Here is a 17,096-nt window from a genome sequence, read left to right on the forward strand (position 1 = left end):
GACTGAGGAGAGATGGCACACAAGAAGGGCGCATCGTCCACCCGTAACGGTCGTGACTCCAACGCTCAGCGCCTCGGCGTGAAGCGCTTCGGCGGTCAGGTCGTGAGCGCGGGCGAGATCCTGGTCCGCCAGCGCGGCACCCACTTCCACCCCGGCGCGGGCGTCGGCCGTGGCGGCGACGACACGCTGTTCGCGCTGAACGCCGGTGCGGTGGAGTTCGGCACCAGCCGTGGCCGCAAGGTCGTGAACATCGTTCCGGTCGCCTGAAACAGGGCTTAGACCGAACATTTCGCGAGGCGGACCTCACTTCCCGGTCGGGAAGGCGGGTCCGCCTTTCGCGTGTTACGCAAGAGACAGAACCACTCAAGTGCTGGAGGCACCCCCCATGACCACCTTCGTGGACCGCGTCGAGCTGCACGTCGCCGCGGGTAACGGAGGTCACGGCTGTGCCTCCGTCCACCGTGAGAAGTTCAAGCCGCTCGGCGGGCCCGACGGCGGCAACGGCGGGCGCGGCGGGGATGTGATCCTCACCGTCGACCAGTCGGTCACCACGCTGCTCGACTACCACCACTCCCCGCACCGCAAGGCCACCAACGGCAAGCCCGGCGAGGGCGGCAACCGGTCGGGCAAGGACGGGCAGGACCTGGTCCTTCCCGTGCCGGACGGCACCGTCGTCCTCGACAAGGCCGGCAACGTCCTCGCCGACCTGGTCGGGCACGGCACGTCGTACGTCGCCGCGCAGGGCGGCCGGGGCGGGCTCGGCAACGCCGCGCTGGCGTCGGCCCGGCGCAAGGCGCCCGGATTCGCGCTGCTCGGTGAGCCGGGGGACCTCCAGGACATCGTCCTGGAGCTGAAGACCGTCGCCGACGTCGCCCTCGTCGGGTACCCGAGCGCCGGCAAGTCCTCGCTGATCTCCGTGCTGAGCGCGGCGAAGCCCAAGATCGCCGACTACCCGTTCACCACGCTGGTGCCGAACCTGGGTGTCGTGACCGCCGGTTCGACCGTCTACACGATCGCCGACGTGCCGGGTCTGATCCCCGGGGCCAGCCAGGGCAAGGGGCTCGGCCTGGAGTTCCTGCGGCACGTCGAGCGGTGCAGTGTGCTCGTGCACGTGCTGGACACCGCGACGCTGGAGTCCGACCGGGACCCCGTCTCCGACCTGGACGTCATCGAGGCGGAGCTGCGGGAGTACGGCGGGCTGGACAACCGGCCGCGGATCGTCGTCCTGAACAAGATCGACGTGCCGGACGGCAAGGACCTCGCCGAGATGGTGCGGCCGGACCTCCAGGCTCGGGGGTACCGGGTCTTCGAGGTGTCCGCCGTCGCGCACACCGGGCTGAAGGAGCTGTCGTTCGCACTGGCCGACCTGGTCGCGAAGGCGCGGGCCGCGAAGCCGAAGGAAGAGGCGACGCGGATCGTGATCCGGCCGAAGGCCGTCGACGACGCGGGCTTCACCGTCACGCGCGAGGAGGTCGGCGGCGAGCCGCTGTTCCGGGTGCGCGGGGAGAAGCCCGAGCGGTGGGTGCGGCAGACCGACTTCAACAACGACGAGGCGGTGGGGTATCTCGCCGACCGGCTCAACCGCCTCGGTGTCGAGGAGGAGTTGATGAAGGCGGGGGCCCGGTCGGGCGACGGTGTCGCCATCGGTCCCGAGGACAACGCCGTCGTCTTCGACTGGGAGCCGACCGTGACGGCCGGGGCGGAGATGCTGGGCCGACGGGGCGAGGACCACCGTTTCGAGGCGCCGCGGCCCGCTGCGCAGCGGCGGCGGGACAAGCAGGCCGAGCGGGACGAGGCGGCGCGGGAGTTCGACGACTTCGAGCCGTTCTGAGGCATCGCGTGCGCGGTTAACGGCAGGGAAAGTCACGGCGTACCTCAATACAACCAACCGTCTCTCTGGTGAGTCGTACTGGGCGGCGTGGATGAGGATCTTGGTCCTCTCCGCGTTCAACTGCCCTTCAGATTCCCGGAGTCGACGTGGTCGAGGCTGTATCGCGCAGGACGCGGCGTGCCGTGGTGGTGGCGATCGCACTGGTGGGTGCGAGCGTGGGTGCGGTGCCGGTGGGGTCGGCCCAGGCCGCGGCGGCCGCCGGTGTGCGCCAGGACTTCAACGGTGACGGCTACGGCGACCTCGCCGTGGCCGCGTCCCACGCCACCGTGAACGGAAAGGCCGAGGCCGGCTACGTGGCCGTCCTGTACGGCTCGGCGCGCGGGCTGTCCGGCGCGGCCAAGAAGGTGTACACGCAGGCCTCCGCCGGGGTCCCGGGCGCCGTCGAGGCCGGTGACCGCTTCGGCTCGCACCTCGTCGTCGCCGACCTGGACGGCGACGGGTACAGCGACCTGCAGGTGTCGGCCGACGGGGAGCAGTGGGAGCAGGGCGGCATCGCCCGGCAGGGCAGCCGGACCGTGCTGTGGGGCGGTCCAGGCGGTTTCACCTCGGGGAAGGTGCGGCCCGCCGTCGGCGACAGCCGGTACCAGAGCGGGTACGGAACCGTCACCGGCGACTTCAACGGCGACGGCCGTCAGGACCTGCTCGACCGCGGCCGTGTGGAGTACGGGCCCTTCGGGCGCGACGGTGTGCCCGTCGCCCAGGCGGGGGCGGAGCTCGTCGACGGCGACATCCAGCTGGTCGACGTGGCGGCCGGCGACGTGGACGGCGACGGCATCACCGACGTGGTCACCGTCGCCCAGTCCTACGACCCGGACGACGAGGGCGACCGCGGCGAGCACCTGAACTTCCTGCGCGGCAGCCGCGACGGTCTGCAGCCGCTCGTCGTCCTCAAGGACGCACAGGGGGAGAGGATCAGGGCCGGTTACTCGCTGGCCCTCGGCGACGTCAACGGCGACCGTCGGGCGGACATCGTCATGGGCGGCGGACACCTCAGATTCCTCTACGGCACCGCGAACGGCCCCGCCGGCACCGTCGCTCACCGGGTCATCACCCAGGACACCCCGGGAGTACCCGGCACCGACGAGCCGGAGGACTTCCTCGGCTACGACGTCTCGGTCGGCGACGTCGACGGCGACGGCTACGGCGACGTCCTGGCCGGTGATCCGCAGGAGGACCTGGGCACGGTGAGGCAGGCCGGCGCCTTCCTCGTCGTACCCGGCGGACCGGACGGGCCGACCGGGGCCGGCAGCAGACTCTTCAGCCAGAACAGCGCCGACGTTCCCGGTACGGCCGAGAAGGGCGACCGCTTCGGCGAGCGGACCGCCCTCGTCGACGGCAACGGCGACGGCCGGGCCGAGCCCGTCGTGGCAGCGGTGGCGGAGGACGCGTACGCCGGTGCCGTCTGGGTCTTCCGGTCCGGCTCCGCCGGCGTCACGGCCAAGGGCTCCTTCTCCTTCGGCGCGCGCACGCTCGGCACGGTCGCGGGCGGCGCCAGGCTCGGTGAGCGGTTCCCCCGCTGATCCCCCGGCACCCCTCCACGCGTTCCCTCTCCCATGTCAGGAAATCGATGGCCTCGCATTCCCTTCCCCGGCACCGCGGGCGGCTCCTCCTCGCGACCGGCATCGCCCTGGTCGGCGGCGCCGTCCTGGTCCCCGCCGTCAACGCCGCCACTCCCGAGGCGACGGCCGTCACCACGACCGCGACGACGCCCAGCACCAAGCGTCTGCACGACGACTTCAACGGCGACGGCTACCCCGACCTGGCGATCGGCGCCCCCGGCACCGCGCTGGCCGGCACGGCGAAGGCCGGCGCGGTCAGCGTGCTGTACGGCTCCTCCAGTGGGCTGTCGACCTCGCGCAAGCAGGTGCTGACCTGGTCGGGGCGGGACACGAGCGTGCCGCAGACCGGGTACGGCAGCGCACTGCAGAGCGCGGATCTCGACCGGGACGGCTACGCCGACCTGGTGTCGACGGTGGACCGGACCCCCGCGCAGAACGGCCCGAACTACGACGGGCTCTTCCTCGTCGTCAACTGGGGTGGCCCCAAGGGGCTGTCCGCCGTCCCCACCCCGCTCAGCGGCATACCGGAGACGAGCTACCCGGGCCTCACCTACGGCCTGGGCGACGTCGACGGGGACCGGAACCCGGACGTGGTGCTGCTGGCCGACGTCAACGGCGACCCCGACTCGCCGGGAGACGGCACCGTGCTGCGCGGGCCCTTCAGCCGCGCCGGTGACGCGGCGAGCGCCGGGCGGTTCACCGCCGACCCCGAGGGCATGTCCTTCTTCGACGGCATCGCCGTCGGGGACGTGACCGGCGACGGTATCGCCGACCTCGCCGTCAGCTCCATGTTCGTGGACGAGCCCGACTCCCGTGCCGTCGAACTGCTCGTCGGCGGCCCGAACGGCTTCACCCGCAAAGGCGCCCTGAAGGACTCCCAGGGCCGGGTCATCGGCGGCGAGGACATCGAGATCGGCGACCTCGACAAGGACGGCTACGGAGACATCGTCGTCGGTCACATCGACGACGGCTACGACAGTGACGTCGAACTCCCCACCAAAGGCGGCGCGTTGGGCATCGTCTACGGCGGTCCGAACGGCTTCTCCACCACCCGTAGGCCGGTGTGGATCAACCAGGACACCCCCGGAGTTCCGGGCGTCGGCGAGTACCACGACGGCATGGGCTCGGGCCTGTCCATCGGGGACACCAACGGCGACGGCTACCTCGACGTGGCGACCGGGCTGCCCGGCGAGGACTTCGACGGCCTCACCGACGCCGGCACCGTCCTCGTGCTGCGCGGCAGCGCCGGCGGCCTGACCACGACCGGCGCCAAGTCCCTGAGCCAGAACACCGGCGGGGTGCCCGGCAGCGCCGAGAAGCTGGACCGTTTCGGCGCCGACACCGCGCTCGTCGACGCGGGCGGCGACAAGAGGGACGGCCTCGTCGTCGGCGACTGGGCGGAGAACGCGGGCAACGGCGCCGCATGGGTCTTCTCGGCCACGTCGAGCGGCATCACCGCGAGCGGCTCCTTCACGTTCGGCGCCACCACCATGGGCCTGCCCGCGACGGGGGCCAACTTCGGGGCCTCGCTGGCGGACTGACCGCCCCCCAACATTCCCCCCAGATACACCCCCAGACACATCCCCCCACGCACATCCCCCCACGAAAACCAGAGGAGAGCCCAATGAACAGGCGCAAAGCAACGTGGCGTACGGGACTCGCCGTCGTCCTGGCGGTGACCGGAGCCGCCGCCCTGCCGATGGCCGCCCGGGCCTCGGGTGACACGCCGACCGCCACCACGAAACTCCAGGACGACTTCAACGGCGACGGCTACTCGGACGTCGCGATCGCGGCGCCGGAAGCGACCGTCGACGGCAAGGCGAAGGCCGGGTACGTCGCCGTGCTGTACGGCTCGGCGAGCGGGCTCACCACCGCGTCGAAGCAGGTGATCAGCCAGAACACCACCGGCATACCGGATTCCGCGGAGACGGACGACCAGTTCGGCAGCGCGCTCGGCACCGCCGACCTCGACCAGGACGGCTACGACGACCTGATCGTCGGCGTCACCGGTGAGGACAGCGTCGAGGGCGGGGCCGAGACCGGGCAGGTGGAGGTCGTCTGGGGCGGCGCGAGCGGTCTGTCCGGCGGGTCGACGCTGGCGTACGGGAAGAACACCTACGACCGGCTCAGCGCCCGCGGCCAGCTCACCGTCGGTGATGTGAACGGGGACGGGGCCTCGGACCTGGTGGTCGTCGAGAGCCTGGTCAAGCTGCGTGTCATCAAGGGCCCCTTCGGACGGGACGGTGCCGCGCACGGCGGGGAGCAGACGATCCTGGACGACTCCGACCCGCGCTTCCTCGACCTGGCCACCGGCGATGTGAACGGGGACGGGATCGACGATGTCGTCGGCGTCATGAACGACGGCGACGAGTGGGACCACCGCCGCGTCACCTACTGGCGGGGCACGCCGGACGGTCTCGCGGAGAAGATCGTGCTGGAGGACAGCCGTGGCTTCTGGGTGCAGGGCGAGTCCCTCGCCCTCGGCGACGTGAACGGCGACGGCTACGACGACATCGTCGCGGGCCGCGCCACCGACGGCGCCGACAGCGACCTCGACACCCCGCTCCCCAAGGGCGGCCGCGTCGGGTTCGTGCCCGGCAGCGCGGACGGCCCCGTCGTGAGCAAGGCGATGTACGTCAACCAGGACAGCCCCGGCGTCCCGGGCGCGGCGGAGCGGTCCGACGGCTTCGGCACCGACGTCTCGGTCGCCGACGTCAACGGCGACGGCTACGCGGACGTCTCGACCGGTGTGCCCGGCGAGGACTTCGACGGGATCAGCGACACCGGCGGCGTCATCGTGCTGCGCGGCAGCGCGAGCGGCCTGACCGGGACCGGCGCCGTGGGCTTCAACCAGAACACCGCGGGCGTACCGGGCGCGGCGGAGAACAAGGACGCCTTCGGCCGTGCCACCCACCTCGTGGACGCCAACCACGACGGCCGCGCCGAACTCGTGGTCGGGGCACCGGGGGAGAACGCGGGCGCCGGATCGGTGTGGGTGTTCAAGTCGACCTCGTCCGGCATCACCGCCACCGGCTCGTTCACCTTCGGCGCGGGCACCCTCGGCACGGTCGCGGCGAGCGCGAAGCTGGGGTCCGGATTCAACTACTGATCAGCCACTGATCAGGCATCAGACCCGTTGTGGCAAAGACGCGTTCTTGCGCCGCAGCGGGTCTTCTGTTGTCTCCCTATTTGTCATGCACGCGAGGTATGCCGTTCATCGGGCGTACCGCCCTGAAGCATGAGCATCCGAAGTGTCCAAGAGGCCAGTGAGGTAAGGGAGTTCGCAGATGACCGGAGTGTCCGGACCCGTATCCCCCGACCGTCGCCGCTTTCTGACCGCGGGTGCCGCGGTGCTCGGCGCCGCGGCCTCCGCCCAGCTGTGGCTGCCGACGGCCGCGCGGGCCGCGGAAACCCCCCTGCCGGACGGCGTGTTCAGCCTCGGCGTCGCTTCCGGCGACCCGCTGCCCGACGGCATCGTGCTGTGGACCCGGCTCGCCCCCGACCCGCTGAACGGCGGCGGTATGCCGGACGGCGCGGTGTCGGTGGAGTGGGAGCTCGCCGAGGACGAGCGGTGCAGAAAGGTCGTGCGCCGGGGCGTCGCGCAGGCCCGGCCCGAGCTCGGGCACAGCGTGCACGTCGACGTTCGGGGCCTGCGCCCGGGGCGTACCTACTGGTACCGCTTCCGCGCCGGCAGCCAGCTGTCGCCGACCGGCCGTACCCGCACCGCGCCCCACCGGCACAGCTCCGGTGGCCGGTTGCGCATGGCGCTGGCCTCCTGCCAGAACTGGCAGCACGGCTACTTCACGCCATATGCCGACATGCTGGACCAAGATCCCGACTTCGTTCTCTTCGTCGGCGACTACATCTACGAGTCCTCCCCGTCGGCGACGGCCCTGCGCCGCCACGAGGGCACGGGGGAGCCGTACACCCTGGTCCAGTACCGCAACCGGTACGCCCAGTACCGCACCGACCCGGACCTCGCCGCGATGCACGCGAACACGCCCTGGGTGGTCACCTTCGACGACCACGAGGTCGACAACGACTGGGCCGGCGAGATCCCCCAGGACCCCGACAAGCAGCCGCACGACGCGTTCGTGGCCCGGATGACGGCGGCCTTCCAGGCGTACTACGAGCACATGCCGGTCCGGGCGAGCGCCATTCCCAACGGCCCGCACATCCAGATGTACCGCCGCCTGGAGTTCGGCCGCCTGGCCCGGCTCAGCGTGCTGGACACCCGCCAGTACCGCAGCGACCAGGCCACCAGCCAGGAAGGCGCCCAGGACCCCTCGCTCACCATGCTCGGCGCCGAGCAGAAGCAGTGGCTGCTCGACGGGCTGCACCACTCGCCGGCCCGCTGGAACATGATCGGCTCGCAGATCATGATGGCCGAGACAGATCTCCAGGTCGGCGAGGGCAAGCTCTGGTACTACGACGCCTGGGACGGCTACCAGGTCGAACGCAACGCCCTGATGCAGGAGCTGAAGGAGGTCCGCAACCCGGTGGTGTTCACCGGCGACCGCCACCTCACGATGATCAGCGACCTCAAGGAGGACTACGCCGACCCGGACTCCGACGTCGTCGGCGCCGAGTTCGTGGGGACGTCCATCTCCAGCAACGGCGACCAGGACCAGGCCGCCTTCCACCGGGAGTGGGACCCGCGCCTGCCGGACAACCCGCACTGGAAGCTGCTCGACGCCCACCGCGGCTACCACCTCTTCGACATCCGCCGCGACGGTATCGACGCACAGGTGCGCATCGTGGACACGGTCCGCCGGCAGACCGCCACGCCCAGCACGCTGGCGCGGCTGCGGGTCGAGGCGGGGCGGCCGGGCGTCGAGGTCGTGTGACCCGCGTCACTCGCGTCCGTCCTGATGGCGGGCCTGGGACTCAGGTGCGTCCCAGGTCGTTCTCAGTGCTCTCTCAGCAACCCCTCTTACCGTCCTCTTGTCATGGAGACGGACTGTACGAGAGCTGAACTACCGGGCGGCGACGGCGTGATCACCCCGCTGCCGCCCGGGACCCGCCTGCTGCACATCGGCCCGCACAAGACGGGCACGACCTCGATCCAGGGCGCGCTGTTCGCGGCGAAGGACGAGATGGCCCGGCACGGTGTCGCGTGGCCGGCCACCACCCGGCACCCCATGGAGGCGGTACTGGCCGCCTGCTCCCGCACCGGAATGATGGGCGACATCCGGCCGACCGAGCGGCACTGGGAGCGGCTGCTGGAGCAGGTGCGCGCCACGGGCCGGCGCACCGCGGTGATCAGCAGCGAGTTCTTCGCCGACGCCCCCGACGACGACACCGTCCGGCGGGTCGTCGAGCAACTCGGCGGCGACCGCGTGCACGTCCTGGTCACCCTGCGCCCGCTGGGGAAGATCATGCCCTCGCAGTGGCAGCAGTACGTGCAGAACGGCCTGCGCATGGGCTACGAGGACTGGCTGGAGCACATGCTCAGAAGGCCGCCGTACGACAGGCCCACCCCCAGCTTCTGGCGCCGGCACCGGCATGACCGGCTGGTCGGGCGGTGGGCCGGGGTGGTCGGTCCGGAGCGGGTCACCGTCGTCGTGGTCGACGACCGGGACCGGGAGGGGCTGATGCGCACCTTCGAGGCGCTGCTCGGGCTGCCGGCGCGTCTTCTGCGTCCCGTTCCGGACGCGGCGAATCGCTCGCTCACCCTCGCCGAGACCGAAATGCTGCGGAATCTTAATAAGGAATTCCGCGCCAATGAACTCCCCGAGGAGCTTTATTCGCAACTTGTCCGGAACGGTGCCGTGATGCATATGAAGAACACGTGCACTCCCGGTCCCGGCGACGTGAAGATCGGTACTCCGCGCTGGGCCGTCGAGGCCGCCGCGGAGATCGGCGCGGAGATGGCGGAGCGTATCGGGGACTCGGGTGTACGCGTCATTGGCGACATGCGGCTTTTGTCCGCCACGCCCAAGCCCACGACCCGAACCGACACCGAGCCGCGCATCGCCCCGAAAGCCGCGGCCCAGGCGCTTTACGGAGCCCTCGCGGCGGCGGCCGCCGGGTGCATGAGGCCCGCCAAGTCGCGTACGGTGCACCAGGCGTCGTCCAAGGAGCTCCTACGGGTACTCGGCCACCGTTGCCTCAAGCGGCTACGGCTTCGCTGAGCCTGTGCCGTTACTCACAGCAATTTCCCCGAACAGTCGGAGGAGCCCCCGACAATGACCATGCGTACAAGGTGAATGACAGGTTGCGCGCACATATGCAGCCGGGGACGCTCACCTTGCACTGCGGTAACCCCAAGTGGGACCATTTCGAAGTTCCCAGTCGCCACAAGGTAGGTCACCTGTGTCCCAGCACATAGCCAAGCCCCGTACCACCGCAGTGATCCTGGCCGGCGGTACCGGTCAGCGCGTGGGTCTGTCGATCCCCAAGCAGTTGCTGAAGATCGCCGGCAAGGCAGTCATCGAGCACACCCTGACCACCTTCGAGAAGGCCGACTCGATCGACGACGTCATCGTGCTGATGGCGCCCGGGTACGTGCCGGACATCGAGAAGATCGTCGCCAAGGCCGGGTTCACGAAGGTAAAGAAGATCATCGAGGGCGGCTCGACCCGGAACGAGACCACCGAGCGCGCCATCGAGGCGCTCGGCGAGGGCCTGGCCGAGGGAGAGGACCTCAACGTCCTGTTCCACGACGCCGTGCGCCCCCTGCTGTCGCAGCGCGTGATCGACGACTGTGTCGTGGCGCTGGAGCGCTACCAGGCCGTCGACGTCGCCATCCCGTCCGCGGACACCATCATCGTCACGCGCACGCACGGCGAGGACGGCGAGTTCATCACCGAGATCCCGGACCGCTCCCGCCTGCGCCGCGGCCAGACCCCGCAGGCCTTCAAGCTGTCCACGATCAAGCGGGCCTACGAGGTCGCCGCCGGCGACCCCAACTTCCAGGCCACGGACGACTGCTCCGTCGTGCTCAAGTACCTGCCGGACGTGCCGATCCACGTCGTCGCGGGTGACGAGTACAACATGAAGGTCACCCAGCCCGTCGACGTCTTCATCGCCGACAAGCTGTTCCAGCTGGCCTCCACCGCCGCTCCCGAGCAGGTGAGCGAGGAGGCCTACCGCCAGCTGCTCACCGGCAAGACGATCGTCGTCTTCGGCGGCTCCTACGGCATCGGCAAGGACATCGCCGAACTCGCCGAGTCCTACGGCGCCACGGTGTACGCGCTGGGCCGCTCCACCACCGGCACCCACGTGGAGAACCCGGAGGAGGTCGACGACGCGCTGTCCAAGGCGTACGCCGAGACCGGGCGCATCGACTACGTCGTCAACACCGCGGGCGTGCTGCGCATCGGCAAGCTCGCCGAGACCGACAACGCCACCATCGAGGAGGCGCTGAAGGTCAACTACCTCGCCCCGGTGCAGATCGCGCGCTCCTCGTACAAGTACCTGGCCGAGACCAAGGGCCAGTTGCTGCTGTACACCTCCAGCAGCTACACCCGCGGCCGCGCCGAGTACAGCCTCTACTCCTCGACCAAGGCCGCCATGGTGAACCTCACCCAGGCCCTGTCCGACGAGTGGGCCGGCGACGGCATCCGCGTCAACTGCATCAACCCGGAGCGCACCGCCACGCCGATGCGCACCAAGGCATTCGGCCAGGAGCCCGCGGGCAGCCTGCTCTCCTCCGAGGCCGTGGCCCGCACCTCCCTCGACGTGCTGCTGTCCGAGCTGACCGGCCATGTCATCGACGTCCGCCAGCAGGACCCGACGGCGGCCGCCGGCAAGGCGTCCGGCTTCGAGCAGGCGCTGGCCAGTGTTCTGGACCGCCAGGACGGCATGGCATAATCACGAGTCAATAGCCTTATGGAATTCAGGCCTCTGCGATTCTTCGTTCACGAAGAATTCACAGGGGCCTGAGTCCTTCCCCCTCCAGACCGGCCCCTCCCTCCAGAGCAGGTTCTCCGTGATATCCACCGCTATTCGCGTCGCCCGGGTGGGCAGCGCGGCCGAGCTGGCCGCGGCGGCCTTCATGATGCTGGGCTTCCCGGCACTCATGCTGGCCGCGCTCGTCCCGAGCGTTCCCGCCTTCGCGGCCGCGGCCGCCGTGACGTACCTGGCGGACCACTATCTGCACCGCAAGGGCAGCTATCTGGTCAACCGCCTGAGCAAGGTGCGCGCCGGTCTGTCGATCCGGTTCCTGATCAGACAGCTCCTGCTGATCCTGCTGCTGGCCCGGCTCGGTCTCGCGGACGACCTGATCTACTACGGCGCGATCGCCTGCTTCATCGCCTTCTACGGCCTCCAGGCCCCGCACGGCGCACTGGTCACCCTGATCCGCAACCGCCGCCGCATGCCGGTCGCCACCCGCAACGTCGACCTCGCCTCGCGCATCCGCATCCCGGACGCCCCGCCGCGGGGCCTGCTGCACCGCTCCGCCGAGAAGATGCTGCACCTCGACCTCGCGGCCGTCGCCGGCATCCTCGTCGCCGCCGCCGTGGAGTCGGCCGTGGTCGGCTTCATCGGCATCGGGATCACGGTGGCCCTCGGCTGCCTGTACGTGCTGGCGCTCGTCCCGTACGTCCGCAGCGGCAAGGTCCCGCCGAACGCGGAGAAGGTCCTGGCCGCCGTCGACGACTGGCTGCACGAGTACCGACCGGAGACGGTGCTGTACTTCTCCGGCTCCAAGGACTCCGCCTACCAGGTCAACATGTGGCTGGAGACCATGGAGCAGCTGGACTCCAAGCCGCTGATCATCCTGCGTGAGCGGGTCATCCTGAACAACCTCGCGCCGACCACGGTCCCCGTCATCTGCGTGCCCGGAGGGGTGCACCTGATGAACCTGGACCTGTCCAACGTGCGCGTCGCTCTGTACGCGGCGAACGTCGGCAAGAACATCCACCTGCTGCGCGTGCCCACCATGAAGCACGTCTTCATAGGCCACGGCGACAGCGACAAGCTGGCCAGCGTCAACCCGTACAGCAAGGTCTACGACGAGGTGTGGACCGCCGGCCGCGCGGGCCGCGACCGCTACGCCATAGCCGACGTCGGCGTCCGCGACGAGGACATCGTGGAGGTCGGCCGCCCGCAGCTGGCGCCGATCCAGACCTGGCAGGGCGTGCCGGACGGCCGTGTCCCGACGGTGCTGTACGCGCCGACCTGGGAGGGCTGGGACGGCAACCCGGGCAACACCTCCATCGTGCTGGCCGGCGAGAACATCGTGAAGAAGCTGGTGAAGGCCGACCCGCCGGTCCGCGTCCTGTACAAGCCGCACCCCTTCACCGGCACCGTCAGCAAGGAGGCCGGCGCCGCGCACCGGCGGATCACCGCCCTGGTCGAGAAGGCCGCCGCCGAGCGCACCACCGACCCGCGCTTCACGGCCGACACCGCCGCGCAGGCCGCCGCCAAGGCCGAGCTCGCTCGCATCGAGGCCCGCCTCGCCGAACTGTCCGGCAAGAGCAAGGGCGGCAAGGCGGGCAACGCAGGCGACGAGGCCGAGGCCACCCGCGACGGCCTGGTCGACCTCGCCAAGCACGAGGAGATCGCCCGGCTCCGCGCCGAGTGGAACGACGCCTACTGGCGTTCCTTCCCCGGCCACGAGCACCGCGTCATCACGGGCGCCGAGCCGCGCCTGTACGACTGCTTCAACGTCTCCGACGCGATGGTCTCGGACATCTCCAGCGTGGTGTCCGACTTCATCGCCAGCGGAAAGCCGTACGCCGTCACCGACTCCGCCGAGCTGGGCGTGGAGGAGTTCAAGCGGCAGAACACGGCGGTGCGCGCCGCGACGATCCTGTCCAACAGCGCGGCCGAGCTGGGCGAACTGCTGGACGCCGTACGCGACCCGTCCGCCGACCCGCTGGCCGAGGACCGGCAGGAGCTCAAGCGATACCTGCTCGGCCCGGACGAGCCCACCTCCATCGAGCAGTTCAACACCGCGGTGGCGAACCTCGCGATCAAGGCCGAGACGCGCAATGTCGGCCAGGAGTCACGGACGGCGGTCGTACCCGAGCAGCGGGTGTCGGTGGCCGAGGACGACGTGACGGCCTGACCCGCCAGCCCGACAGCGCGGCCCCCGAGGAGTGGATCCTCGGGGGCCGCGCCGTTTTCGGTCCTGGTCGAATCGGCCAAATCGCCTCCGGGCCGATTCCCCTCTAGCGAGCCTCTTACGTTTCCCGAATAGCGTGGGTCCATGTCAGGTGCACGATGTGATCTGACTCACCAATTCCTGCCTGTGAGGCAACCGCTTCCACCGCCCAGCCGTCTACCAGGTAGCGAATGAGGCGATACGGGGGAAATATCCCGTTGACAAGGGGGAAACGTGACCGTCACGCAGCCTGATGTGACTGTGATCATCGGGGCGTACGAAGCGATGCCGTACCTGGTCGAGTGCCTGGCATCCGTCGAGGCACAGACCATCGACCCGGAGCGCATCGAGGTCATCGCCGTCGACGACGGTTCGACGGACGGCACGGGGGAGTGCCTGGAGGAGTTCGCCGCTCGCGTGCCGATGCCGGTGACCGTGATCCGGCAGCAGAACTCCGGCGGCCCCAGCGGCCCGCGCAACGTCGGTCTGGGCAAGGCGACCGGCCGTTACGTCTTCTTCCTGGACGCCGACGACCGGCTGGGCCCCGAGGCCCTGGAGCGCATGGTCGCGATGGCCGACAAGAACGGCACGGACGTCGTGCTCGGCCGGGTCGAGGGCGTCAACCGCAGTGCGCCGAAGTCGATGTGGGGCAAGACGCTGGACCGTACCGACGTCTTCTCCTCCAACATCAAGTTCACGCTGAGCGCGCAGAAGCTGTTCCGCCGCGAGCTGCTGACCCGGCACGACATGCGCTTCGACGAGTCCCTGTGGACCGGCGAGGACGCGCTGTTCACGATGGAGGCCTATCTGCGGGCGAACGGCGTCTCCGTGGTCGCCGACTACACCTGCTACTACCTGGTCGGTCGCGACGACGGCAAGCACGTGACGAAGAGCGGCGGTTACACCCTGCGCTTCGACTCCGCGCGCGCCCTGATGAACCTGATCGCCGAGCACCTGCCGGCGGGCGACCGGCGCGACGAGCTCATGGTCCGCCCCTTCCTCATCACCCTGCTGCCGCAGTTCGGCCCCAAGTACGCCAAGGACAGCGAGGAGGTCAGGCAGCACAAGCTCGAACTGGCCGGGCCCCTCATGGACGCCTACTGGACCCCGGGCGTCGCCCGCCGCCTCAAGGTCCACGAACGCCTGCGGCTGCACCTGGTCGCCGAGCGGCGCCCCGAACTCCTGCTGCCGGTCGTGGAGTTCGTCAAGGCCAAGAAGCAGGCGGCGGCCCTCCTGGAGAAGAAGGGCCGCCGTGTCTACCTCGCCTACCCGTACTTCCGGGACGCGGCGGCGGGGATACCCGACTCCGTGTACCTCGCCCAGCCGCGCGAGGCCCGTGCCTTCCCCGGGTACCGTGAGGGCGGCACGGACTCGTTCCTGCGGCGGGCGGTGCGCAAGGCGCGCCGGATGCTGAAGGCCTCGGGCGGGGCTACGCCGGGCGGGCGGGCTGCTGCGGCGTGACGGAGCGCCGCTGGTCGGGGACCTCCCGGGCCCACCCGGCGGCGCTCGGATGCAGCTCCGCCGCGAGCCGCTCCTCCATCCGCTCCCGGTGCTCCAGGGCGGCCGCGCACAGCGCCCGTACGGCCTCGTTGAAGCGCACCTGTGACGTCGGCTCGTCCGGCCCCAGCAGGTGGCGCTTCAACTCCGCCCGCGCCTGGACCAGTTCGTCCTTCTCGGGGTGGCGCACCGCGTCCAGCAGCTCCGGCACCCCGGCCGCGTCCGGCGTCAGCACCGTCGCCGCGCGCACGGTCGGGAAGGCCTTGCGGAACACGTCCTCCGCGAGGCCGCTGGTGTTCGCCACGGCGTACGGCTTCCCGCTCGCCAGGAAATCGCTGATCACGCTCGACACATCGCTGATGAGCAGGTCCGCCTGGTTGAAACAGGCGTACAGCGTGGGCCTGACGTCCATGACGACCTGGTGCTCCCCCTCCGGCAGCGACGCCCAGTACGCCTCTTCCCAGGCCGCCGTGGTCCGTGCCACCGCCTCCGCCCGCCCCGGCTCCGGCGCCGACTGGAGCAGCATCCGCTCGATCTGATCGGCGGCGGCCCGCACGGTCGTCGTGGTGAGGCGGTCCAACTCCTGGGTCAGCAGGGCGAGTTCACCGGTGTCACGCGGCCGCTCGGCGTCCCGCTCCCGGTTCGCCGCCCTGATCAGCTCACGGATGCGCAGATCGGCCGCCCCCGCCCGCGGATCCACCGACCCCGTCAGCGGGTGCGGCTTGTACAGCAGCTGTACGCCGGGGTCCGCGAGCAGCGCCCGTACGAGGTTCTCGCCGGCCTCGATCACGGAGGTGTTGCCGGGGTTGCCGTCCCAGCCCTCCCAGGTCGGCGCGTACAGGACCGTCGTGCACCCGCCGCTCGGCGGACCCGCGTACGGCCGTACGGCCTCCAGCTGCGGCCGCCCGATCTCCACCACGTCCTTGTCCTCGACCCCGACCTCGGCCAGCGCATACCGCTCACGCGCCGCCGGACCGGCCACCCACACCTCGTCGTAGGCCTTCGCGTACGGATTGCAGGACGACAGCTTGTCGCTCTCGCCGTGGTTGACGAACGTGTGCTTGAGCGTGGGGATGCGCAGGACCTGCGAGGTCTTGCCGGAGTTCGAGGGGTGGATGAGGACCTGGAGCGTGGACTGCTCCAGGTGCATCAGCGTCGAGACCTTCGGCAGGCACAGGATCGGGACGTCGGTCGGCGCGATCTTCTGCACCATGAACCGCTCACGCAACACGATCAGCGGACGCCCGTCCAGCTGCGCGAGCGGCTCCAGCCACATGTTCGCCTGGTACGCCGAGGACGCGCCGCCGGAGAAGTACAGGCCGACCGTCGGCCGGTACTCGGCCAGCCACGCGTCGAGCCACTTCAGCACCTCCTGCTCGCCCGCCGGGCGACGGCTCGGCAGCAGCCGTACGAGAAGGTCGTACAGGCCCAGCAGGGCGAGCCCGAGGGACAGCGCGATGCCGAGGGCCGCGCAGCGGGGGTCGTCGGTGGCCGCCGTGGTCAGCAGGCCCGCCGTGGCCGGGAGGCCGAAGGCCAGCAGGCGGTGGCCGGGGCGGCGCAGCAGGACGGGCGGGGCGGGGGACAGGCGCAGCGCGGAGGCGTCGATGTTGCGGGTGACCACCGGCAGGGTGCGGGTGCGGCGGACCAGTACCGAGACCGCCTGGATCGCGCAGTGCAGGGCGTAGAAGGCGAGCAGGCCCGCGACGAGCGGGGTGTACAGCGTCTCCCGGTGCTGCTCGCCGAGCCGCAGCAGCGCCACGACCAGGAGCAGGTCCCGCAGGACGTGGCGCACGGTGATGTCCGCGTGCGACTTGGCGAACACCGACAGCATGCCCCGGTGCCAGCGGTACAGCACGCCCTCGACGGCCAGGGACACGACCGTCGCGGCGAGCAGCAGCGGGACGTGCGGGCGCAGCGCACCCACGGCCTGGCCGCAGAAGGCTGCGACCAGGAGTGCCGTGACGAGGGCTCTCGCCGGGATGCGGGACAGGGGTGTGGGCAACTGCGGTCACTCCAAGGTCGTGGCGGGACGTCGTGCGACCGGGTTAACGCGCGGCTGCCTCCAGACGACACGCACGTGTCCTGGGGGCGTGGA

The 17,096-nt window shown here is 70.4% G+C and carries 11 protein-coding genes; 10 read left to right on the forward strand and 1 reads right to left on the reverse strand.

The features are described 5' to 3' along the window. The first annotated feature begins 12 nt into the window (after window positions 1-12). From rpmA to ACIBU0_RS42980, 10 genes are all read left to right on the forward strand, one after another. Window positions 13-267: a 50S ribosomal protein L27 gene (gene rpmA, locus ACIBU0_RS42935; protein WP_398829979.1), complete on the forward strand. Its 255-nt coding sequence runs from the start codon at window positions 13-15 to the stop codon at window positions 265-267. A 118-nt stretch (window positions 268-385) separates the two neighbouring features. Next, a complete protein-coding gene (obgE, locus tag ACIBU0_RS42940) occupies window positions 386-1,831 on the forward strand; it encodes a GTPase ObgE (protein WP_398829981.1) in 1,446 nt (481 codons plus the stop codon). A 146-nt stretch (window positions 1,832-1,977) separates the two neighbouring features. Continuing rightward, window positions 1,978-3,411 carry an FG-GAP repeat domain-containing protein gene (locus ACIBU0_RS42945; RefSeq protein WP_398829984.1) on the forward strand — a complete coding sequence of 478 codons (1,434 nt, stop codon included), beginning with the start codon at window positions 1,978-1,980 and terminating at the stop codon, window positions 3,409-3,411. Between the two features lie 47 nt (window positions 3,412-3,458). Continuing rightward, window positions 3,459-4,991, forward strand: coding sequence for an FG-GAP-like repeat-containing protein (locus ACIBU0_RS42950; protein WP_398829987.1), 1,533 nt, complete (start codon window positions 3,459-3,461; stop codon window positions 4,989-4,991). Between the two features lie 83 nt (window positions 4,992-5,074). Next, entirely contained in the window at window positions 5,075-6,559 is a 1,485-nt protein-coding gene (locus ACIBU0_RS42955; RefSeq protein ID WP_398829989.1) for a VCBS repeat-containing protein, read from the forward strand. A gap of 178 nt (window positions 6,560-6,737) precedes the next feature. Further along, window positions 6,738-8,297 (forward strand): alkaline phosphatase D family protein, encoded by a 1,560-nt coding sequence (locus tag ACIBU0_RS42960; RefSeq protein ID WP_398829991.1) that lies wholly within the window; start codon window positions 6,738-6,740, stop codon window positions 8,295-8,297. Window positions 8,298-8,399: 102 nt separating this feature from the next. Further along, window positions 8,400-9,584 carry a hypothetical protein gene (locus tag ACIBU0_RS42965; RefSeq protein WP_398829994.1) on the forward strand — a complete coding sequence of 395 codons (1,185 nt, stop codon included), beginning with the start codon at window positions 8,400-8,402 and terminating at the stop codon, window positions 9,582-9,584. Window positions 9,585-9,765: 181 nt separating this feature from the next. Further along, window positions 9,766-11,265 (forward strand): D-ribitol-5-phosphate cytidylyltransferase, encoded by a 1,500-nt coding sequence (locus ACIBU0_RS42970; protein WP_398829997.1) that lies wholly within the window; start codon window positions 9,766-9,768, stop codon window positions 11,263-11,265. A 148-nt stretch (window positions 11,266-11,413) separates the two neighbouring features. Further along, window positions 11,414-13,468 carry a hypothetical protein gene (locus tag ACIBU0_RS42975; RefSeq protein WP_398830158.1) on the forward strand — a complete coding sequence of 685 codons (2,055 nt, stop codon included), beginning with the start codon at window positions 11,414-11,416 and terminating at the stop codon, window positions 13,466-13,468. Window positions 13,469-13,738: 270 nt separating this feature from the next. Beyond that, entirely contained in the window at window positions 13,739-14,965 is a 1,227-nt protein-coding gene (locus ACIBU0_RS42980) for a glycosyltransferase family 2 protein (RefSeq protein ID WP_398829999.1), read from the forward strand. Here the strand turns inward: ACIBU0_RS42980 and ACIBU0_RS42985 are convergent. Then, entirely contained in the window at window positions 14,934-17,003 is a 2,070-nt protein-coding gene (locus tag ACIBU0_RS42985) for a hypothetical protein (protein WP_398830002.1), read from the reverse strand. The two genes, ACIBU0_RS42980 and ACIBU0_RS42985, sit on opposite strands and share 32 nt — an antisense overlap. Window positions 17,004-17,096 lie beyond the last annotated feature (93 nt).

It is taken from the genome of Streptomyces sp. NPDC049627 (assembly GCF_044465645.1).
Classification (GTDB): Bacteria; Actinomycetota; Actinomycetes; order Streptomycetales; family Streptomycetaceae; genus Streptomyces.